This window comes from Enterobacter sp. MGH85 (assembly GCF_001037655.1).
Classification (GTDB): Bacteria; Pseudomonadota; Gammaproteobacteria; order Enterobacterales; family Enterobacteriaceae; genus Enterobacter; species Enterobacter intestinihominis.
Genome location: NZ_KQ089925.1, coordinates 2,460,329 through 2,482,512, shown reverse-complemented (window position 1 = coordinate 2,482,512; position 22,184 = coordinate 2,460,329). Strand labels below are relative to the sequence as shown.

18 protein-coding genes and 1 tRNA gene are annotated in these 22,184 nt (G+C 55.0%); 9 read left to right on the top strand and 10 right to left on the bottom strand.

The features are described 5' to 3' along the window. Nucleotides 1-13: 13 nt before the first annotated feature. Nucleotides 14-721 (bottom strand): 16S rRNA pseudouridine(516) synthase RsuA, encoded by a 708-nt coding sequence (gene rsuA / locus SK51_RS11790; RefSeq protein WP_022648731.1) that lies wholly within the window; start codon nt 719-721, stop codon nt 14-16. 151 nt (nt 722-872) lie between these two features. Between rsuA and SK51_RS11785 the strand changes: the two genes are divergently transcribed. Next, nucleotides 873-2,633: a DNA repair helicase RadD gene (locus SK51_RS11785; RefSeq protein ID WP_022648732.1), complete on the top strand. Its 1,761-nt coding sequence runs from the start codon at nt 873-875 to the stop codon at nt 2,631-2,633. Nucleotides 2,634-2,758: 125 nt separating this feature from the next. After that, nucleotides 2,759-3,043 (top strand): 50S ribosomal protein L25, encoded by a 285-nt coding sequence (gene rplY, locus SK51_RS11780; protein WP_022648733.1) that lies wholly within the window; start codon nt 2,759-2,761, stop codon nt 3,041-3,043. 51 nt (nt 3,044-3,094) lie between these two features. On the opposite strand, the gene yejK is transcribed toward rplY, so the two are convergent. Continuing rightward, nucleotides 3,095-4,102 (bottom strand): nucleoid-associated protein YejK, encoded by a 1,008-nt coding sequence (gene yejK, locus SK51_RS11775; protein WP_017693031.1) that lies wholly within the window; start codon nt 4,100-4,102, stop codon nt 3,095-3,097. 134 nt (nt 4,103-4,236) lie between these two features. On the opposite strand from yejK, the gene SK51_RS11770 reads away from it, so the two are divergent. The 3 genes from SK51_RS11770 (at nt 4,237) to SK51_RS11760 (ending at nt 6,394) form a co-directional block, all read left to right on the top strand. Then, nucleotides 4,237-4,464: a YejL family protein gene (locus tag SK51_RS11770; protein WP_001135586.1), complete on the top strand. Its 228-nt coding sequence runs from the start codon at nt 4,237-4,239 to the stop codon at nt 4,462-4,464. Between the two features lie 19 nt (nt 4,465-4,483). Further along, nucleotides 4,484-6,244 carry an LPS biosynthesis-modulating metalloenzyme YejM gene (gene yejM / locus SK51_RS11765; RefSeq protein WP_022648735.1) on the top strand — a complete coding sequence of 587 codons (1,761 nt, stop codon included), beginning with the start codon at nt 4,484-4,486 and terminating at the stop codon, nt 6,242-6,244. Between the two features lie 73 nt (nt 6,245-6,317). Continuing rightward, a tRNA-Pro gene (locus SK51_RS11760) sits at nt 6,318-6,394 on the top strand. Between the two features lie 66 nt (nt 6,395-6,460). Here SK51_RS11760 and SK51_RS11755 read toward each other — a convergent pair. Then, nucleotides 6,461-6,721, bottom strand: a complete 261-nt coding sequence (locus tag SK51_RS11755; protein ID WP_006811332.1) for a DUF2534 family protein — start codon at nt 6,719-6,721, stop codon at nt 6,461-6,463. A gap of 202 nt (nt 6,722-6,923) precedes the next feature. On the opposite strand from SK51_RS11755, the gene eco reads away from it, so the two are divergent. Next, nucleotides 6,924-7,433 (top strand): serine protease inhibitor ecotin, encoded by a 510-nt coding sequence (eco, locus tag SK51_RS11750; RefSeq protein ID WP_048206719.1) that lies wholly within the window; start codon nt 6,924-6,926, stop codon nt 7,431-7,433. A gap of 134 nt (nt 7,434-7,567) precedes the next feature. Here eco and mqo read toward each other — a convergent pair whose 3' ends face one another. Next, nucleotides 7,568-9,217: a malate dehydrogenase (quinone) gene (mqo, locus tag SK51_RS11745; protein WP_032622479.1), complete on the bottom strand. Its 1,650-nt coding sequence runs from the start codon at nt 9,215-9,217 to the stop codon at nt 7,568-7,570. A gap of 187 nt (nt 9,218-9,404) precedes the next feature. Between mqo and SK51_RS11740 the strand changes: the two genes are divergently transcribed. After that, entirely contained in the window at nt 9,405-10,700 is a 1,296-nt protein-coding gene (locus SK51_RS11740; protein WP_047353265.1) for a SulP family inorganic anion transporter, read from the top strand. Here SK51_RS11740 and mgtE read toward each other — a convergent pair. The 6 genes from mgtE to SK51_RS11710 form a co-directional block, all read right to left on the bottom strand. Then, entirely contained in the window at nt 10,663-12,099 is a 1,437-nt protein-coding gene (gene mgtE, locus SK51_RS11735) for a magnesium transporter (RefSeq protein WP_006811337.1), read from the bottom strand. The two genes, SK51_RS11740 and mgtE, sit on opposite strands and share 38 nt — an antisense overlap. A 140-nt stretch (nt 12,100-12,239) precedes the next feature. Beyond that, entirely contained in the window at nt 12,240-13,883 is a 1,644-nt protein-coding gene (locus SK51_RS11730) for a multidrug ABC transporter permease/ATP-binding protein (RefSeq protein ID WP_023306623.1), read from the bottom strand. Nucleotides 13,884-13,959: 76 nt separating this feature from the next. After that, nucleotides 13,960-14,610: a DNA oxidative demethylase AlkB gene (gene alkB / locus SK51_RS11725; RefSeq protein WP_023300603.1), complete on the bottom strand. Its 651-nt coding sequence runs from the start codon at nt 14,608-14,610 to the stop codon at nt 13,960-13,962. Continuing rightward, entirely contained in the window at nt 14,610-15,668 is a 1,059-nt protein-coding gene (gene ada, locus SK51_RS11720; protein ID WP_023300604.1) for a bifunctional DNA-binding transcriptional regulator/O6-methylguanine-DNA methyltransferase Ada, read from the bottom strand. The genes alkB and ada overlap by 1 nt, the downstream gene beginning before the upstream one ends. Nucleotides 15,669-15,740: 72 nt before the next feature. Then, entirely contained in the window at nt 15,741-16,796 is a 1,056-nt protein-coding gene (apbE, locus tag SK51_RS11715) for an FAD:protein FMN transferase ApbE (protein ID WP_023300605.1), read from the bottom strand. 113 nt (nt 16,797-16,909) lie between these two features. Continuing rightward, nucleotides 16,910-18,001 (bottom strand): porin OmpC, encoded by a 1,092-nt coding sequence (locus SK51_RS11710; RefSeq protein WP_023306624.1) that lies wholly within the window; start codon nt 17,999-18,001, stop codon nt 16,910-16,912. Between the two features lie 745 nt (nt 18,002-18,746). Here SK51_RS11710 and rcsD point away from each other — a divergent pair. Both rcsD and rcsB read left to right on the top strand, forming a co-directional pair. Beyond that, a complete protein-coding gene (rcsD, locus tag SK51_RS11705; RefSeq protein WP_048206718.1) occupies nt 18,747-21,419 on the top strand; it encodes a phosphotransferase RcsD in 2,673 nt (890 codons plus the stop codon). A gap of 16 nt (nt 21,420-21,435) precedes the next feature. Further along, nucleotides 21,436-22,086 carry a response regulator transcription factor RcsB gene (gene rcsB / locus SK51_RS11700; RefSeq protein WP_003859405.1) on the top strand — a complete coding sequence of 217 codons (651 nt, stop codon included), beginning with the start codon at nt 21,436-21,438 and terminating at the stop codon, nt 22,084-22,086. Nucleotides 22,087-22,184: the final 98 nt, after the last annotated feature.

The window sequence follows — 22,184 nt, the reverse complement described above, 5'->3', positions numbered from 1 at the left end:
GGTTCTCCTGAATTTAGCGTGAAAGCAGCCCGACGCTGGCAATCTCTTCTTCCGTCAGCGGACGATATTCCCCTGGCGCCAGGTCTGGATCGAGTTCAATCGCGCCGATACGTTCACGATGCAGCCCCACAACGTGGTTGCCCACGGCGGCAAACATCCGTTTCACCTGGTGGTAGCGGCCTTCACTGATGGTCAGACGGACGTCCGTTGGGGTAATGACTTCCAGCACCGCCGGTTTGGTCAGATCTTTTTCATTATGCAGCTGAACGCCTTTCGCGAATTGCTCTGCCGTGTCATCCGAGACCGGCGACTCAAGTGTCACCCGATAGGTTTTCTCACAGTGATGGCGCGGGGAGGTGATGCGGTGCGACCACTGACCGTCATCGGTCATCAGCACCAGGCCGGTGGTATCAATATCCAGTCGCCCTGCCGCATGCAGCTTGTGCGCCACAGGTTCGTCGAGGAAGTAGAGCACCGTCGGGTGATCCGGATCGTCCGTTGAACAGACGTAACCTTCCGGTTTGTTGAGCATGAAGTAGCGCGGGCCATTCTGCTGGGTCAGCGGGTTGCCGTCATACTCCACCTGGTGGTCAGGCTGGAGTTTAAAAGCGCTGTCTTTCACAATGTCGCCGTCCACGGTTACGCGGCTGGCGCGAATTTCACGCCCGGCAATAGCGCGGCTTACGCCGAGTTGCTGAGCGATAAACTTATCAAGTCGCATGAAATCTTTTTAGCCTTAATGGTGCTGGAAGTCGGACTACGCGTCCGAAAAAGAAGCAGTCAGAAACAGTTCAGTATAATGGTCTGGTTGCGCCACTCAAGGGAAAAAGTTTCGTGGCATACTATATGCGAGTTAACTGAATAGAGAAGCCATGACGTTCACACTACGCCCCTATCAGCAAGAAGCCGTTGATGCCACCCTCGCCTGGTTTCGCAAGCACCGGGAACCCGCTGCCATCGTGCTCCCGACCGGAGCCGGTAAAAGCCTGGTGATTGCCGAACTGGCGCGCCTGGCTCGCGGGCGCGTGCTGGTGCTGGCGCACGTAAAAGAGCTGGTGGCGCAAAACCACGCCAAATATTGCGCGCTCGGCCTGGAGGCCGATATTTTTGCCGCCGGGCTGAAGCGCAAAGAGAGCCACGGGAAAGTGGTGTTTGGCAGCGTACAGTCCGTTGCGCGCAACCTGGACCTGTTTCGCAGCGAGTTTTCCCTGCTGATTGTCGATGAGTGTCACCGCATCAGCGATGACGACGACAGCCAGTATCAGCAAATCCTCACTCATCTGAGAGAGGTGAACCCTCACTTACGCCTGCTTGGCCTGACCGCCACGCCATTTCGTCTGGGCAAGGGCTGGATTTATCAGTTTCATTATCACGGCATGGTGCGTGGCGATGAAAAGGCCCTGTTCCGCGACTGTATCTATGAGCTTCCGCTGCGCTACATGATCAAGCATGGCTATCTGACGCCACCGGAGCGGCTGGATATGCCGGTCGTGCAGTACGATTTCAGCCGCTTACAGGCGCAGAGCAACGGGCTGTTCAGCGAGGCGGATCTTAACCATGAGCTGAAAAAACAGAAGCGGATCACGCCGCATATCATCAGCCAGATTGAAGAGTTTGCGCAAACGCGCAAAGGGGTGATGATTTTTGCTGCTACCGTCGAACACGCGCGTGAAATCACGGGGCTTCTGCCCACCAACGACGCGGCGTTAATTACCGGTGAAACCCCCGGGCCGGAGCGCGACAGCCTGATTGAGGCTTTCAAAGCCCAGCAGTTCCGCTACCTGGTGAATGTCTCCGTATTAACCACCGGGTTTGACGCCCCGCACGTTGACCTGATTGCGATTCTTCGCCCGACCGAATCCGTCAGCCTGTACCAGCAGATTGTCGGCCGTGGCCTGCGCCTGGCACCGGGCAAAACCGACTGTCTGATCCTCGATTATGCCGGTAATCCGCACGATCTCTACTCCCCGGAAGTGGGCACGCCAAAAGGCAAGAGCGACAACGTGCCGGTACAGGTGTTTTGTCCGGCCTGCGGGTTTGCCAACACTTTCTGGGGCAAAACTACCGCCGACGGCACGCTGATCGAACATTTTGGCCGCCGCTGTCAGGGCTGGTTTGAAGACGATGAAGGCCATCGCGAACAGTGTGATTTCCGCTTCCGCTTCAAAAACTGCCCGCAGTGCAACGCCGAGAACGATATCGCTGCCCGCCGCTGTCGGGAGTGTGACACGGTGTTGGTCGACCCGGATGACATGCTGAAAGCGGCGCTGAAGCTGAAAGATGCGCTGGTGCTGCGCTGTTCCGGCATGGTCTTACAGCCCGGTGCGGATGAAAAAGGCGAGTGGCTAAAGATTACCTATTACGACGAGGACGGCGCAGACGTCAGCGAGCGGTTCAGGGTCCAGACGCCCGCCCAGCGCACCGCGTTCGAACAGCTCTTTATCCGCCCGCATACCCGCACGCCCGGCGTGCCGCTGCGCTGGATAACCGTTGCCGATATCGTGCGCCAGCAGGCGCTGCTGCGCCATCCTGATTTTGTTGTCGCCCGTAAAAAAGGGCAGTTCTGGCAGGTGCGTGAGAAGGTCTTTGACTATGAAGGACGCTTTCGCCGGGCAAACGAATTGCGCGGTTAACGGGACTTTTCGTTGATGCGCGAGCCATTTGAGTATAAAATGCCGCCCGCTTCACATCCGTGAGGCAGAACACTCACCTGCTGCTGGGTCGCCTGTAGCAGGGTTTTAAATACAGAGAGAAATCAATGTTCACTATCGAAGCAGAAGTACGTAACGTGCAGGGTAAGGGTGCGAGCCGCCGCCTGCGTAACGCTAACAAGTTCCCGGCTATCGTTTACGGTGGCGAAGCTGCTCCAGTTGCAATCGAACTGGATCACGACAAAGTGTGGAACATGCAGAACAAAGCTGAATTCTACAGCGAAGTTCTGACCATCGTTGTTGGCGGTAAAGAAGAAAAAGTGAAAGTTCAGGCTGTTCAGCGTCACCCGTTCAAGCCAAAACTGTCTCACATCGACTTCGTTCGCGCGTAATCGCAAACCTGTCGAGAAAAACCCCGCTTCTGCGGGGTTTTTTTATGGCCGCTACTTACCGCCTGAGGTGCGACGCTGGAGCTGATCGCGCAGATTCGGCGGCGTGCCTTTAATGGTCAGCGTGTCGGTCGCCGGATCCCAGAAGATACGTTCCCCGAGCAGCATGGCATCAAAGTTAATGGTTAACCCACCGCCGCTACCGGCAAATTTCGTCAGCTGACGCAGCGTACTGCGATCCGCCGGGAAGCTCTCTTCCAGCTCATAGCCTTTTTCCGCGGTAAATTCCTGGAAGCTGACTTCGCTGACGCCCGCCAGCTCTTTGGACAGCGACTCCAGCTCAATCTCTTCCCCGGCCTGTAACTGCTCGTTACAGTAGCTGTAAACCTGCTGACGCACGGTCTGACGCTCAGATTTATCCAGCTGCGCCTCAGCGGTAAAGTCATCCACCGCCTGGAGCAGACCTTTGTTCTGCGCTTTGGCGTTCAGCCCTTCACTGGCACCGAGGAAGTCCATAAAGAAATCGGCCACTTTGCGGCCCACGCGGCCTTTAAGGAAGGTCAGGTAGCGCGTCGATTCCGGATTGGTTTCCCATTCGGTTAAATCAATACGCGCCACAATATCCGCATGGTTGATATCCAGATAGTGCGTTGAGCTGATATCCAACTGCTCGTTCACACGCATGCTGCTTAAATTATTCAGCACGGTGACCAGCAGATACTCTACCGCCAGATAGCGGTAGTGGCAGAACAGGACGATACCGCCATCGGCGAAGGGATATTTCGCCAGTTCGTCACGAAGACGGCCGGTTGCAGCGCGGCTGAATGCCAGGAAATCCTCTTCGCCCTGACGTTGCAGGCGCAGGCTATCCGCCAGCTCGCTCTCTTCGCTGAACAAGCCATAGGCTTTATTTTTCGCGCTGTAGACGCGATGCAACTCCGCCATCATCTCGACAACGGTAGGCGTTGGTTCCAGTAACGAATCGCGTAGCACCACTTCAAGGGTTTGCTCATCACGCTTGATAAGCTGGTGCAAGGCAATCTGGTTGATTTCCAGACTCATGATAAACTCTCCTTTTAGACCGGGCGGTATTCAACCACCACCAACGCATGTGTGCAACAGAAGATAAAAAAGGGGAAAAAAAGCTGTTGCTACGGTAATATGTCGCCCTTCTCTCAACAAACTGATTTTGATTTATGCCACAACATTCCCGCTACAGTGACGAACACGTTGAACAACTGCTCAGTGAGCTGGTCAACGTACTGGAAAAACATAAAACGCCAACCGATCTCTCCCTGATGGTTTTGGGAAATATGGTTACCAACCTGATCAATACCAGCGTTGCTCCGGCTCAGCGTCAGGCGATCGCCAAATCTTTCGCCCAGGCTTTGCAGTCATCCGTTAGCGACGACCAGGCACACTAAGGGAAACGAACAACAGTTTATGGTGACGAATCGTCAGCGCTACCGTGAAAAAGTCTCCCAGATGGTCAGCTGGGGGCACTGGTTTGCCCTGTTCAACATTCTGTTGGCGATGGTGCTCGGCTGCCGTTATCTGTTTGTGGCGGACTGGCCAACCACGTTAACCGGGCGTATCTACTCGTGGATGAGCCTTGTTGGTCACTTTAGCTTTCTGGTCTTCGCCACCTATCTGCTGATCCTGTTCCCACTGACGTTTATCGTCATGTCGCAGCGGCTGATGCGCTTCCTGTCCGCCATTCTTGCGACGGCGGGCATGACGCTGTTGCTTATCGACAGCGAAGTTTTTACCCGGTTCCACCTGCACCTGAATCCTGTCGTCTGGGAGCTGGTGATTAACCCGGATCAGAACGAGACCGCCCGCGACTGGCAGCTGATGTTTATCAGCGTGCCGATTATCCTGCTGATCGAAATGTTGTTCGCGACGTGGAGCTGGCAAAAGCTCCGCAGCCTGACCCGACGCCGACATTATGCGAAGCCCGTCGCGGCGCTCTTTTTCGCCTCATTTATCGGTTCGCACCTGATGTATATCTGGGCAGATGCGAACTTCTACCGCCCGATTACCATGCAGCGCGCGAATCTGCCGCTCTCCTATCCGATGACGGCACGTCGTTTCCTTGAAAAACACGGTCTGCTGGACGCGCAGGAGTATCAGCGTCGTCTGGTCGAACAGGGTAATCCGGAAGCGGTCAGCGTGCAGTATCCCCTGAGCGATCTGAAATATCGCGACATGGGGCGCGGTCAGAACGTGCTGCTGATTACCGTCGATGGCCTGAACTATTCTCGCTATGAGAAGCAAATGCCTGCCCTGGCTGAATTCGCTGAGAACAACATCGTATTCACTCAGCATATGAGTTCCGGTAATTCGACCGACGCGGGTATTTTCGGTCTGTTCTACGGCATTTCACCGAGCTATATGGACGGCGTGCTGTCGGCCCGTATTCCGGCTGCATTGATTACCGGGCTTAATCAGCAGGGCTACCAGCTGGGGCTGTTCGCCTCTGATGGTTTCAACAGCTCGCTGTACCGCCAGGCGCTGCTGTCTGATTTCTCACTGCCAGCCGCGCAGAGCCAGTCTGACGATCGGACTGCTGACCAGTGGATAGACTGGCTGAAGCGCTATGCACAGGAAGATAACCGCTGGTTCTCCTGGGTTGCGTTTAACGGCACAAATCTTGATGACAGCAATCAGAAAGGCTTCGCGCGCCGCTATAGCCGTGCGGCGGGTGATGTCGATGCGCAGATCGCTCGCGTGCTGACCGCCCTGCGCGACGCGGGCAAGCTGGACAATACGGTCGTCATTATCACGGCGGGGCATGGCGTGCCGCTCGGCGACGAAGCGAAGGGCATGGACTGGTCGCGCCCGAACCTGCATGTCCCGCTGGTGATCCACTGGCCGGGCACTCCCGCGCAACGCATCAACATGCTGACCGACCATAAAGACGTCATGACCACGTTAATGCAGCGGCTGCTGCACGTTAGCACGCCGGCAATTGAATACTCGCAGGGACAAGACCTCTTTAGCGCCACGCGGCGTCATAACTGGGTCACGGCTGCTGGCGAAAACACGCTGGTGGTGACCACGCCGACGCTGTCCCTTGTGCTGAACAGCAACGGCAATTACCAGACGTACAGCCTCGAAGGTGAGAAGCTGAAAGACCAGAAACCGCAGCTCAGCTTGCTGTTGCAGGTACTGACAGACGAGAAGCGCTTTATCGCTAACTGATTATTTATGAATCAGTTAGCGTTGCTTCCCCCTTGCAATCAAAAAGGAATCGAGTAGTATTCCTTTTATGCGTCGGCACGTAGCGCAGCCTGGTAGCGCACCGTCATGGGGTGTCGGGGGTCGGAGGTTCAAATCCTCTCGTGCCGACCAAAACTACACAAAAAAACCAGCCGCTTATGGCTGGTTTTTTATTGCCTGTCTTCGCATGCACAATGCTTAGTGCTTCTCACGCCCACCGAGAAAGAAAATCCCCAGCGGAATCGCCAGCAGGACGGTGAACACCAGACTGTAAACAAAGATCATCGCTGATTGCAGGACAAACATGCTGGTTGTCCACGCAGAGAGCGGGATGTTGTACTGCTCGATCACGCCGACAATGGTTGCTCGCCCCACGCATGCAGCAGCAATCATAAACACAACCAGTAACGCCAGCAGGAACTTGCGGCCTTCAGGTGTCTTCAGTTTTTCCCGTACCATCTCTTCTCCCTTTACAGATGAATAACAATAATTAACGCGTAAAATAACACGATCTCTGCACCGACTCCACCACAGCATTAAACACCAATAAAAGAGCATAAAAGCAGTGCTTTAATCCGTTTAAAATGAAAATGTGAGTAAATTACGCCAACCATTCACATACATTATGTTAGTCTTTCCGGGATCGTTTTAACAAAAAGGAATGACAGTGAAAAACGCACCTAAATTTGCCATCGCCCTTATCGCCGCTGCGTGCGCGAGCACCAGCGCTTTCGCCAGCGAAACCCCAAAAGAGCAGCCGCTGGAAAAAGTTGCCCCGTATCCGCAAGCGGACAAAGGGATGAAGCGCCAGGTAATTCAGCTCCCGGCTCAGCAGAATGAAGGGAATTTCAAAGTCGAGCTGTTAATCGGCCAGACGCTGGAAGTGGACTGCAACCAGCATCGTCTGGGCGGCCAACTGGAAAGCAAAACGCTGGAAGGCTGGGGTTATGACTACTATGTCTTCGACAAAGTAACCTCGCCAGTCTCCACCATGATGGCGTGCCCGGACGGCAAGAAAGAGAAGAAATTTATCACCGCCTATCTGGGTGATAACAGCCTGCTGCGCTATAACAGCAAGCTGCCGATTGTCGTTTATACGCCGGAAAACGTGGATGTGAAATATCGCGTATGGAAGGCGGATGAGACGGTAGAACAAGCAGTAGTTCGTTAAAAATAAGTCGGGTGGCGCTCACGCTTACCCGACCTGGAAAGGGTGCGTTCTGGTGCCCTCACCCCAACCCTCTCCCGGTGGGAGAGGGAGAAAACACGAAAAACGGTAACGGATGTTACCGTTTTGCGTTTACCTTACAGCGCGATATCCGCAACCGGCTTGTTTTCCGCCTGAGGCTTCAGCTCTGCCTGTGGCGCAGCATCCGCAGCCTGCGGTTTGACGTATTGCAGTTGCAGAACGCGACTGGTGTATTCCAGCTCTTGTTCCGTGGCGTCAACGTTACCGTTCAGCTTCGTACCGTAGGATGGAATAATGGTTTTCAGCTTCGCCTGCCATTCCGGGCTGGATACTTTGTCCTTAAACACTTTTTCCATCAGGTGTAGCATGATTGGCGCAGCGGTAGACGCCCCCGGGGATGCTCCCAGCAGCGCGGCAATAGTGCCATCCTTATCGCTTACTACTTCGGTACCCAGACGCAGCACGCCGCCCTCTTTCGGATCGCGTTTGATGATCTGCACGCGCTGACCCGCCTGCCACAGACGCCAGTCTTCTTTCTTCGCCTGCGGATAGTACTCTTTCAGCGCCTCGAAGCGTTCTTCATCAGAGAGCATCACCTGGCTAATAAGGTATTTCACCAGATCGAAGTTATCCAGTCCCACGTCCATCATTGGCTTGACGTTTGACGTCGTGGTCGCGCTCAGCAGATCCCACAGGGAACCGTTTTTCAGGAACTTGGTAGAGAATGTAGCGAACGGCCCGAACAGCACCACGCGCTTACCGTCCAGCATACGGGTGTCGATATGGGGAACGGACATCGGTGGTGCACCAACAGAAGCCTGACCGTACACTTTAGCCAGATGACGGTTAACCACTTCAGGGTTTTCCGACACCAGGAACTGGCCGCCAACCGGGAAGCCGGCGTAGTCGTCCGCTTCCGGAATACCGGACTCCTGCAACAGTTTCAGCGCCGCGCCGCCAGCACCGATAAACACGAACTTCGCCTTAATCACATGCTCGGCTTCGTTGTTTTTCAGATCGGCAACGGTCACGCTCCAGCTGTTATCCGCGTTGCGCTTGAAACCACGCACTTCGGAGCTGAGTTGCAGGTTAAAGTTCTCTTTTTTCTTCAGAGAGGCCACCAGCTGACGGGTGATTTCACCGTAGTTAACGTCAGTACCAATTTCAGTGCGGGTCGCCGCCACTTTCTGGTTCGGATCGCGGCCTTCCATAACCAGCGGCGCCCACTCTTTGATTTGAGCGTGATCTTCAGAGTATTTCATCCCGCGGAAAAGCGTGCTCTGTTGCAGGGCAGCGTAACGCGCACGCAGGAAGTTGACGTTTTGATCGCCCCACACAAAGCTCATGTGCGGAACGGTGTTGATGAAGGAGTGCGGATTGTGCAACACACCGCTGTTCACCTGGTGAGACCAGAACTGACGTGAGATCTGGAACGCTTCGTTGATCTCTACCGCCTTCTCGATACTAATGGAACCGTCCTTTTTCTGCGGCGTATAGTTCAGTTCCATAAGTGCCGAGTGCCCCGTCCCGGCGTTATTCCAGCCGTTAGAGCTTTCCTGCGCCACGCCATCAAGGCGCTCGACCATCGTCATGGACCAGTTCGGCTCTAATTCCTGAAGATATGTGCCCAGCGTGGCGCTCATGATGCCGCCACCAATTAAAAGGACATCCGTTTCCTGCTCTTTTGGTGCGTCAGCCTTCGCCGCCAGCGAGACGGCGTTCAGCCCCACGGCCAGAGAAAAGAGCACGGCAGTCATTTTTTTCATCATTTATGCCTTAGTTGAATAGTGCTTGATGCGTAGAAATTACAGGTGAAACACGCTGCGGTGGCACGGTAGCAACTTTTAAATATTGTTTAAAGGTTACGAAATTATTGTAATTGTGAAATTTAATGATGGATTGTTTGTAGGGTTTTGGCATACAGGCTGGCACCCGACGATTTTCCTGGCTATGATGCTGCACTTTGTGATCGCGCGCACGGAAGCCTGCCCCTACCAGCGAATTGTTATGTCATTACCTCACTCGTCTGTACCCCAAGAAGGCCATGTCGCCACCGTTTTACGTTCGCCTCAACGTCTGATGCGCGAAACCCTGGCCGGCGTGATTACCGCGCTGGCGCTGATCCCGGAAGTGATTTCGTTTTCCGTGGTCGCGGGCGTGGATCCGAAAGTGAGCCTTATCGCCTCCGTGGTGCTCTGTTTCGCCCTTTCCCTGCTCGGCGGGCGTCCGGCCATGGTGACGGCGGCGGCCGGTTCCGTCGCGCTGGTGATTGGCCCGATGGTCCATCAACACGGCGTACAGTACATTCTGCCCGCGGTGGTGATGGCTGGCGTGATTCAGATCCTGTTCGGCGCGCTGGGAATGGCGCGGCTAATGCGCTTTATTCCCCAGTCGGTGATGGCCGGGTTTGTTAACGCCCTTGGCATTTTGATTTTCTTTGCCCAGGTGCCCCATTTCTGGAGCCGAAGCCCGCTGATAGTAGGCCTGTTCGTGCTGACGCTGCTGATTGTGCTGTGGGTGCCACGCTATATCAAAAGCGTGCCCTCCCCGCTGATTGCCATTGTGCTGCTGACTTTGTTCACCGTCACCAGCGGGCAAATCCTGCCAACGGTAGGGGATGAAGGCTCCATGAGCGGCGGTTTGCCGGGCTTTACGCAACTGCTGGTGCCGCTCAATCTGGAAACCCTGAGCATTATCTGGCCGTGTGCGCTAAGTATCGCTTTTGTTGGCCTGCTGGAATCCTTGCTGACGGCAAAACTGGTGGATGAACTGACCGTTACCCCTTCAAGCAAGCGCCGCGAGAGCATCGGTCTGGGCGTGGGGAATATTATGGCCGGGTTCTACGGCGGCATTGCGGGCTGCGCGATGATTGGGCAGACCATCGTTAACGTGGAGATGGGGAAAGGCAGAAGCCGTATCTCCACCCTTGCGGCGGGTATCGTACTGCTTGTGCTGGTTACGGCGCTCAGCGAGGTGATGGCCAAAATCCCGATGGCGGTACTGGCGGGTATTATGGCCATTGTGGCCGTCAAGACCTTTAGCTGGCATAGCGTTCAGCCCGGAACGCTGAAAAACGCGCCGGTGGCTGAAACCGTCGTGATGCTGGTGACGGTTGTGGCAACGGTTTCCACCGGCAACCTGGCGATTGGCGTGCTGGGCGGGATTGTGATGATGTTCATCCTCCCTGCCCGACTTAAGCAAAAAGCACTGGCTACAGAAGAAAAATCGTCGCCAGTCCAAGAAAAATAAAGAAACCGCCGGTATCGGTAATGGCGGTGATCATCACGCTCGACCCCACCGCGGGGTCGCGCCCCAGCCGGGTCATGGTCAACGGGATAATCACGCCCATCATCGCCGCCACCAGCAGGTTCAGCACCATCGCCAGCATCATGACCCCGCCCAGCGCCATATCATCGTACAGCCACCAGGTAATGCCGCCCATGATGCCGCCCCAGACAAGGCCGTTAATCAGCGCGACGCCCATCTCCCTGAAAATCAGCCACGAAAAATTACCCGGCTGAATGTTTTCCAGCGCCAGGGCGCGAACGATCATGGTGATAGTCTGGTTGCCGGTGTTCCCGCCGATCCCCGCCACAATCGGCATCAACGACGCCAGGGCCACCAGCTGGGAAATGGTATGTTCGAAGCCGTCAATAACGCGGGACGCCACGAACGCGGTGCATAAATTGATGGCGAGCCACGCCCAGCGGGTTTTGACGGCCTTGCCGACGGAGGCATGAACATCGTCTTCGGCACTGATACCGCCAAGGGCACGCAGGTCGTTATCGGTCTCTTCATAGACCACGTCAACGATCTCATCAATGGTCAGACGCCCCATCAGCTTGCCCACCGAATCCACCACCGCCGCGCTCACCAGGTCATCACGTTCGAAGGTACGCGCGGCTTTTTCGGCATCGTCTTCCGGCGAGAAGACCATCGGCTCGGTTTCCATGACCTCACTTACCCGCTGCTGGGTGCTGTTCAGCAGGATCGTTTTAAGCTCCAGCTCCCCGAGCAGGGTCTTATCCCGCGAGGTGACGAACAGTTTATCGGTGTTGTCCGGCATACTGCCCAGGCGACGAAGATAGCGCTGCACCGTACCCAGGGTGACGTCCGGACGCACGGTGATGACGCCAAACTCCATGATCGCGCCGACGCTGTTTTTCTCGTAGTGCATCACCTGACGCACGCGCGCCCGCTCCTCGGCAGGCAGGGAAGCCAGCAGGCGTCCGGTCAGGTTGCGCGGAAGATGCTGAACGAGGTAAATCTGCTCATCGATATCCAGCGTTTGCAGGGCGTCAAGAATGTCCCGATCGCTCATCTCATCGATAAGGTCATCCCAGACGTTTTCCGAGGCTTCAAGCAGCACCTGACCGCGCTCATGATCCTGCACCAGCCGCCACAGGGCGTGGCGCTCCTCGGAAGGCAATGCCTCCAGGGTGTCCGCCAGATCCGGAGGTGGTAAATGTGCAACCAGCGCACCTACCTCAGCAATATCGTCGGCCAGCGTGCCGACATCATATTGCTCAGCCAGGGTTAGCTTACCCAATAACGTTGACGTGACCGCTTTATCGGTCGTCAGGAGCCAGATGAGCCGCGCACGCTCCTGGTCACGCTGCCTGGCGCTGTTTTTCTTTAATACCGACATCAATCATAAATCCATTAAATGAGTTGGCGTTAAGCATAGCGCGGGGATATGTAAATAAGAATAAACGGCGGGTCGGGATGGAGAAAAAAACGGCATATATGAAAAATGAGTGTGCCGGGGGCCACCCGGCACAATTGCAATCAGGCCGTGCGCGCCACCGCGTCCCGTGACGCCGCATCGCGCTCATCGCCGGTCAGCTCGCTCAGTTTGCCGTCGCGCATCTCCAAAAGACGGTCGGCGTGAATGAAGTAGTGATCGTCATGGCTGATGGCAAAAATGGTTTTCCCCATCGCCTGCATCAGCGGCAGCAGGACCTGATAGAACTCGCGACGGAAGTGCGGGTCCTGATCGGCGGCCCATTCATCCAGCAGGATGATGTCGCGCTCTTCGGCCAGCGCCAGCAGCAGCGCCACGCGCTTCTTCTGCCCTTTCGACAGCTTGAGATTCAGGATTTTGCCATCCTGTAGCTCCAGCTTGTGTGACATTTGCAGATGCGCAAGCCACTTCTCCACCAGCGCCGGATCCGCCTGCTGCCCTTCCGGGCCCAGCAGCCGGTCGAACAGCCAGACGTCGGTAAATACCGCCGAGAAGAGCTTGCGGTAGTCCTCCGGTTTCTCCGCGCTCAGCGCTTTGCCATCCAGCAAAATTTCGCCTGATTGCGGCTGGTAGAGGCCCGTCAGCAGCATCGCCAGCGTGGATTTGCCGCTGCCGTTACCGCCGATCAGGAACAGCAGTTCGCCGCGGTGAATGGTCAGATTTATCGGCCCCACGGAGAAGGCGTTATCCTGATAGCGGAAGGTCACGTTACGCAGCTCAAGCGTTTGCCAGTTCGGAAAGGCCTGCGGGCGCGGGAACTCAGACTTAAACGGCGCAAGGTCGAACTTCTTCAGCTTTTTGAAGGCCACCTGTGCGCTCAGCAGCGTCGGCAGTGCGCCAACGGCCGACAGCAGCGGCGTGCGTAAAAACAGCAGCGTCAGGGAGTACGTTGCCGCCACGTTGGTATCCGCCCACCCCAGGCTGTTCGCCATCCAGAACACCAGGCCAATGGCACCCAGCATCATGATGTTGGACCAGTTCACGGCGCTCAGGTGGAACGTATCGGCGCGAATAATGTGATGACGATATTCGTGCGCATCCGGGATATAGAGATGGTTGAAGATATGTTCGGCGCGCTCGCGGTTCAGCGTCAGCTCTTTGCGCCCTTCCAGCACTGTCTGATAATCGTTATAGAGCTTGTCTTCCGTTTCGCGCAGCACCGCCATGTGCTTATAGACGCGTGATACCAGCAGGAACCCGCCCCAGATGGTAATAACAATCCACAGCGCCGTTACCGCCAGCATTTTGCTGGAGAGCCAGGCGAGATAGGCTGCCGAGCCAAAGGTCAGGATGATCCCCTGCACCAGCTCCGGCAGGCGCACAAAGGCGATGGTAATGGCGCGCACATCGCTGGTCAGCCCCGCCAGCAGAGAAGCACTTCCCAGCTGTTCGATGCGTTCCACTTGAGTATCAAGGATCCGTTTGATGAACTCGCTGCGCAGACGGAAAACGAAGTGGTGGCCGAGCGCGGTCAGCGCCAGCTGTGACCCGAGCGTGACTGCCATCAGCAGCAGCAGTAAACCCAGAAATTCCGGCAGGACGGAGAGTGACGTGTCGACCATTTCGATCAAACGCACGTTAATGAAGGCAATCAGGCCGATCCCCAGCGCCGCGCTGGCAAGGCTTAGCGCCATCACCGCGATAAAAGGCCAGCGATACTGCCGCCAGACAAGAAGAAGTAGTTGCATGCAGAGCAATCCGGACAAGAAAAATCAGCCAGCAGTGTAAACTGCCTTTCACACACATCAAGAATAATTCTTATTTTTATTCTCTGTACGCTGCCTGGCGGAACGTGAGGTTGTAGCGAAACGCCCCCGCCACCGGGTGATCGCCATTTTTAAGCGGCTGAATACCGTGATAAAAAAGCCGTGATTCACCGCCCCAGACCACCACATCGCCATGCTCCAGCATCAGCCGTTTGAGCGGGTCGTTGCGCCGCAGGCCGCCAAACTGAAAGACAGCGGGCAGCCCAAGGGATACCGAGACAATCGGCGCGCGCAGGTCAGGCTCGTCCTTATCCTGATGCAGGGAGAGCTTTGCCCCGACGGCATAGCGGTTGATCAGACAGGCATCGGGACGAAAATCAGGATAGCCGGCCGCGACGGCGGCATCGTGACACAGCGCCTGAAACGCCTCCGGCATCGGCGGCCACGGCCGATCCGTCAGCGGGTCGTTCGCGGCATATACATAGCCCCGCTCATTCGTCGCCCATCCCAGTTCGCCGCAGTTGGTCATCGCCACGGACATGGTATACCCGCCCGGCGTGACCATATGGCGAAACGGCGAACGGGCGGTGACGGTATCAATACCGTCGAACAGCGCCGCCGCGCGGGAAAGCGCAAAACGTCTCAGGATCGTCGCCCCCGGCGCGAGCGGCTCCTGCCAGGGTTCAGCATCAGCAAAAAGATCGAGCATTATCCCTCCGGGTTGTTCGCCTCACGTTTCAACAATAGCACCTTACGCGCTGCGCCCCAGCGATAACCCGACAGCGCACCGTCGTTACGCACCACGCGGTGACAGGGGATAACTATCGCCAGTTTGTTGGCTCCGCAGGCCCCCGCCACGGCACGTACGGCATTGGGTTTACCAATGGCCTTCGCCACCTGCTGATAGCTCGCCGTTTCACCGCAGGGGATAGCCCGCAGCGCCTGCCAGACCTGCTGCTGGAAAGCGGTACCCCGGATATCCAGCGGTAACGTCAACGGCGTCGCGCGGCTGTCGACAGAGGCAATCACCTGACGAACACGCCCGGCAAATGCGCCTTCCATCGGTTCACGGACGGCAAGCGGAAACAGTGAGAGCAGCTCAGCCGTCAGCCCGGCGTCGTCATCACCCAGCAGTATTGCGCAGATCCCGCGCTCGCTTTCCGCCACCAGACAGTGGCCCAGCGAGCAGTCGCTGATGGCATAGCGGACCGCAGCCTCTCCGTTACGGTACTGTTTCGCCGTCATGCCCAGCGCGCCGTTGGCTTTACGGTAGTAGCTGCTGCCGTCCGGGAAGCCAGCGGCCAGTACGGCGTCGGTGATTTTACCGCCCTGTGCAAGCAGGCTACGCAGGCGTTGTTCACGCGCAGCCTGCTGCCATGCTTTCGGCGTCATGCCGGTGACGGATTTAAACAAGCGGTGGAAATGGAACGGACTCATGCCAACCTGCTGCGCCAGGGCCTCCAGGTTCAGCGCGGCATCCTGCTCAAGCAGTCGGCAGGCCAGCGCAACGTTGGCCTTTTTCTGCGCCATAGGGTCGACCTGGTCCGGCCTACAGCGCTTACAGGGGCGGAAACCCGCCTGCGCGGCCTGGTGAGCATCAGGATAAAAGCAGACATTTTTACGCAGCGCGTGGCGGGCACGGCAGGACGGACGACAATAAATGCCGGTCGTCTGCACGGCAAAGACAAACTGGTTATCCGCACGCGGATCGCGGGCCAGAACAGCCTGCCAGCGATCCTCATCGGTAAGATAGGTTGTGTTTTTCATCATCGGCTCCTCTTACAAGCATACGCTCAGCTTGCCTGAACGCCATCGAACAAAAACCCGCAACCTTGCTTTTTAATTTTTTTCGCTCACCAGGAAGCTGTTGAACTGCGGTGAACTCCAGGTTTTAAACCCGTCAGCCTCTTTGGTGATCATATAAACGGCCAGCCCTTCCTGACGCACCACCTCTTTGGCCTTCTCCGTGCCGAGCACCATCAATCCGGTATCCCAGGCGTCGGCTTCCAGCGCAGTTGGCGCTATCACCGTCACGGACACCAGGTTGTGGGTAATCGGGCGTCCGGTTTGCGGATCAATCACATGCGAGATACGTTTGCCATCCAGCTCGTAATAGTTGCGGTAGCTTCCGGAGGTGCTGATACCGTGCCCGTTGATGTCGACAATCGCCTGCACCGCGTTCTGCTGATCGGTTGGTTTTTGGATGGCCACTCGCCACGGCCTGCCGCTGGCGTTCATGCCCCGGCTGACGAGCGCGCCCCCGACGGAAACCAGATAACGGGGAATACCTTCCTGCGCCATCAGGGCCGCGAGATGATCCGCAGCATACCCCTCGCCTACCGTGGAGAGATCCACAAACAGGTCGGGAATGTCTTTTTGCAGGTATTGCTGACCGTACTGGGAGATCACCGCCAGATGCTGTAACCCTGTACGCGCGCGGGCGTCGTCGATGGCGGCTTGATCGGGTGTGGTCACCGGCTGCTTGTTGGGGCCAAATCCCCACAGGTTCACCAGCGGCCCAACGGTCACATCCATTGCGCCGTTGGTTTTGTAGCCCACGCGCATGGCTTCCGTGACGATATCGGCCATTGCTTCGCTCACCGGCCACAGCGAGGTGCTGCTGGAGCGATTGAAACGCATCAGCGCTGAGTCATTTTTATAGGTAGAGAGTAGCTGATCGTCGGCATCCAGCTGCGCCTGAATTTTACCGCGTAGTTCTTCAGCGCGGGACTTATCAATATCCATCACGCTGACGCGCCAGAAGGTCCCCATGGTTTTCCCTTCCAGCACCGTCGCGGCGGGTGCGTCGATTTTTGCGGGCTGTGTAGAAGAGTCACACGCGGTCAGGAGTAAAAAAGTCGCCAGAACGCTGGCGCGTAAAAAAGTCATATCCATTGGTTATTATCCTCATGCCAGGGCGGCAAGAGTACACTAAAACAGCGTATTTGAAGACCCTAAAAAAGCATGAAAAAAGGGGCCTGATGGCCCCTTTGTCGCTGTATGAGCAATTAGAACTGGTAAACCAGACCCAGCGCGACGATATCGTCAGTACCGATACCTGTCTGACGGGTGAAGTCATTTTCATCCAGCAGGTTGATTTTGTAATCAACATAGGTGGACATGTTTTTGTTGAAGTAGTAAGTCGCACCCACGTCAACATACTTCAGGATATCCTGATCGCCATAGTTTTCGATGTCTTTACCTTTAGACTGCAGGTAAGCCACGGATGGACGCAGGCCGAAGTCGAACTGATACTGAGCAACCACTTCGAAGTTCTGCGCTTTGTTAGCCCAGCCCTGATCGCCAACGCGGGTCGCGTTGTAAGTCTGAGTATACTGTGCAGCCAGGTAGATGTTGTTCGCGTCGTATTTCAGACCACCGGTGTAGGTCTCTGCGCGATCGCCTTCACCGTAGTAGCCCGCAGCGTTCTGGTCAGCAGTACGTTTAGAACTGGTGACTGCCGTACCGAGTGCGAAGCCTTCGCCCAGATCGTAAGTCAGAGAGCCGCCGTAGCCGTCACCGTTCTGACGCAGCGCGTCACGACCGTTGTTGGTCTGGCCTTCGCCGCTTGGGCTGCCGTTTTTACCCTGGTACTGCAACGCGAAGTTCAGACCATCAACCAGACCGAAGAAGTCCTGGTTACGGTAGGTCGCGAAGCCGTTACCACGCTGCTGCATGAAGTTGTCAGAACCGTAGGTATCGCCGCCGAACTCCGGCAGAACGTCGGTCCAGGAAGTCACATCGTAAACAACGCCGTAGTTACGACCGTAGTCGAATGAACCCGCATCAGCGAATTTCAGACCTGCGAACGCCACACGCGTCCATGAGTTGTTTTCGTTCTCACCAGAGTTACCCTGGATCTGGTATTCCCACTGGCCGTAACCGGTCAGCTGGTCGTTAACCTGAGTTTCGCCTTTGAAGCCCAGACGCATGTAGGTCTGGTCGCCGTCTGCACTGTCGTCATCAGAGAAATAGTGCAGGCCATCCACTTTACCGTACAGATCTAATTTGTTGCCGTCTTTGTTATAAATTTCAGCCGCATTTGCTGCGCCTGCCACCAGCAGAGCTGGTACCAGGAGGGACAGTACTTTAACTTTCATTTTATTAACCCTCTGTTATATGCTTTATTATTTACCACTGCTTACTGGTCAACCCTCTTAACCAGTCGGCAAGTTCATTCTCCTCAAAAATGCAGAATAATCCAACAGGAATATGATACGAAAACTTTGAAGATGTTTCACTTTACCATCAAGATGTTTCAATATGTAAATTTCAAGGAACTTTCACAAAGCATCAAAAGTTTAAAAATATAGCACGGATAATCAAAACAAAAATATATCCTATAAAATTCAAAAGACTAACTTAAAAAAGAGTACAGCACTGAATGACAAAAAAATTCCCGTCAACACCACTAAAATAACCCTCGCTATCATCATTAACTTTATTTATTACCGTCATTCAGTTCTGAATGTCTGTTTATCCCTAATTGAACCGGATGCTCCGCATTCGGTTTTTTTTTACCTTTCTTTACGTCAACAGACATTTTATGTGCTACCCGTCTGTAATGATAACGACTATTAACTAAATCCATCGCCCGGCGATTACAGATTTTCCTTTTCACTTTCAAAATTAATTTCTTGTTAATTCGTGCTATTTTACTGCCGTTGTAACAGCATATTTGTACATTTCACTGGGTTTTGTACATCTTTCACACGGATGACGTTGAAGCGGGTTGCGACAGATAAAAAGTCAAGGTCATACCGATAACGACGCTGGAAATTCAGTTATTACCCTTTATACTGCCCTATCCCATTACCGCGCGGCCATTACGGGTTAAACACATCGATGAGTCAGACTGAAACTACCGCCCCGAGCAAATTCTCCCTTCTACCGGGCAGCATCACCCGTTTCTTTCTTCTGTTGATCGTTGTGCTGTTAGTCACAATGGGAGTGATGGTTCAGAGCGCCGTGAATACCTGGCTTAAAGATAAAAGCTATCAAATTGTCGATATCACCCATGCGGTGCATAAGCGCATTGATACGTGGCGCTACGCGACCTGGCAAATCTACGACAATATCGCCGCCGCACCTGCCACCTCATCAGGCGAAGGGTTGCAGGAAACGCGCCTTAAGCAGGATGTGTATTACCTTGAAAAACCGCAGCGCAAGACGGAAGCCCTGATTTTCGGCTCGCACGACAGCGCAACGCTTGAGATGACGCAGCGGATCTCCTCCTATCTGGACACCCTGTGGGGCGCCGAGACCGTACCGTGGTCCATGTATTACCTGAACGGTCAGGACAACAGCATGATCCTGATCTCGACCCTGCCGCTTAAGGATCTCTCGTCGGGCTTTAAAGAGACCACCGTTGGCAGCATTGTCGATTCCCGTCGGGCAGAAATGCTGCAACAGGCCAACGCGCTGGACGAGCGCGAAAGTTTCTCGTCATTACGCCGTCTTGCCTGGCAGAATGGCCACTACTTTACGCTGCGAACCACCTTTAACCAGCCGGGCCATCTGGCGACCGTGGTTGCCTTCGATCTGCCAATTAACGATCTTATCCCGCCGGATATGCCGCTGGACAGTTTCCGACTGGAGCCAGACAACAGCACCCAAAATATGCGCACGCCGTCGGATAAAGAAGGCCCGGACAGCGTAGCGATCTCCTTTAATGGCTCGAAGATTGAGATTGCCTCATCGCTCAACTCAACCGGTATGCGGCTGGTGTGGCAGGTGCCTTTTGGCACCCTGATGCTTGATACCCTGCAAAACATTATGCTGCCGCTGCTGTTGAATATCGGCCTGCTGGCGCTGGCGCTGTTTGGCTACAGCACCTTCCGTTTCCAGTCGGGCCGCCAGAGCGACTCGACGTCGGTATCAGCCGGGACCAGCAACGAGTTGCGTGTTCTTCGTGCCCTGAATGAAGAGATTATTTCCGTGCTGCCGCTTGGGGTGCTTGTTCACGATCAGGAGGCAAACCGGACGGTGATGAGCAACAAAATTGCCGATCACCTTCTGCCGCATCTTAACCTGCAAAATATTACGGCCATGGCGGACCAGCATCAGGGCGTCATTCAGGCCACCATTAATAATGAACTGTATGAGATCCGTCAGTTCCGCAGTCAGGTCGCCTCGCGCACGCAAATCTTCATCATCCGCGATCAGGATCGCGAAGTGCTGGTGAATAAAAAGCTCAAGCAGGCGCAAAGGCTGTATGAGAAAAACCAGCATGGCCGCGCGGCGTTTATGCAAAACATTGGCGATGCCTTTAAACAGCCGCTGAAGTCACTCGCCACGCAGATTGCTGATTTAAGCACGCCGGAAAGCCGACAGCTTAGCAGCCAGGCCGACTCGCTGGTTCGTCTGGTGGACGAAATCCAGCTTGCGAACATGCTGGAGAATGACATCTGGAAGGGCACCCCTACGCTCTTCTCCATCCAGGATCTGATTGATGAGGTGGTTCCGGAAGTCCTGCCGGTGATCAAGCGCAAAGGGCTCCAGCTGCTGATCAACAACCATTTACCGGCCAACGACGAGCGTCACGGCGATCGCGATGCCCTGCGTCGCATCCTGATGATGTTGATTCAGTATGCCGTCACCACGACACAGATCGGCAAGATCACCCTTGAAGTCAGCACCGATGAGTCCACCGACGATCGTCTGACGTTCCGTATTCTGGATACGGGCGAAGGCGTCACCGTGAGCGAAATCGATAACCTGCACTTCCCGTTCCTGAACGATACCCAGCGCGACCACTACGGTAAGGCGAATGCCCTCACCTTCTGGCTCTGCGATCAGCTGGCGCGTAAGCTGGGCGGTCATCTGAACATTAAGGCGCGCGAATCCCTCGGCACCCGCTACTCCTTGCATGTTAAAATGGCGGCGAATCCTCAGGAAGAGGATGAAGAGCGTCTGCTGGATGATGTGGTGGTGATGGTGGACGTGACCTCCAGTGAGATCCGTAATATCGTCGTTCGTCAGCTGGAAAACTGGGGCGCGTCCTGCATTACCCCGGACGAAAGGCTCGCGAGTCAAGAATTTGATCTATTTTTAACTGATAATCCGTCTAATCTTACTGCCTCCGGCTTGCTTTTAAGCGATGATGAGCCAGGCGTGCGGAAAATCGGCCCTGGGCAGCTGCGCGTCAACTTTAATATGAGCAATGCAATGCAGGAAGCTGTATTACAACTGATTGAAGAGAATCTGGCGCAGGAAGAGATCCTGGAGTCACCGTTAGGCGGCGATGAAAATGCCGAACTCCATGCCAGCGGATATTATTCGCTCTTCGTTGATACAGTACCAGATGATGTTAAGCGGTTGTATACTGAGTCCGCTGCGCAGGATTTTGCAGCGCTGGCACAGACAGCACACCGGCTTAAAGGGGTGTTTGCCATGCTTAATCTGGTTCCCGGCAAGCAGTTATGTGAAACGCTGGAACATCTAATTCGTGAGAAAGATGCCTCTGGCATTGAAAAATACATCAGCGACATTGACGCTTACGTCAAGGGCTTGCTGTAGCAAGGTAGCCTTATACATGAACAATATGAACGTAATTATTGCCGATGACCATCCGATTGTACTGTTCGGTATTCGCAAATCACTTGAACAGATCGAGTGGGTGAATGTAGTCGGTGAATTTGAAGATTCCACAGCCCTTATTAACAACCTGCCTAAACTTGATGCGCACGTGCTCATTACCGATCTCTCCATGCCTGGGGATAAATACGGTGATGGGATTACGCTCATCAAATACATTAAACGCCACTTCCCGGACATTTCGATCATTGTTCTGACCATGAACAATAACCCGGCGATCCTGAGCGCCGTTCTGGATCTTGATATTGAAGGGATTGTGCTGAAACAAGGCGCACCTACCGATCTGCCTAAAGCGCTGGCGGCGCTACAGAAAGGGAAGAAATTCACGCCTGAGAGCGTCTCACGCCTGCTTGAAAAAATCAGCGCAGGTGGCTATGGCGACAAGCGTCTCTCGCCTAAAGAGAGTGAAGTTCTGCGTCTGTTCGCTGAAGGTTTCCTGGTTACTGAAATCGCCAAGAAACTGAACCGCAGTATCAAAACCATCAGTAGCCAGAAAAAATCCGCGATGATGAAGCTGGGTGTGGATAACGATATCGCCCTGCTGAACTATCTCTCTTCCGTGACGCTGAGCGCAACGGACAAAGATTGATCGTCGCTGTCTACGCCGGGTGACCCTCGCGGTTACCCGGTCTAAAGACCCCGTAGGCCGCGCAAGCGCAGTGCCGTTGGACACATAAAAAAGGCCCT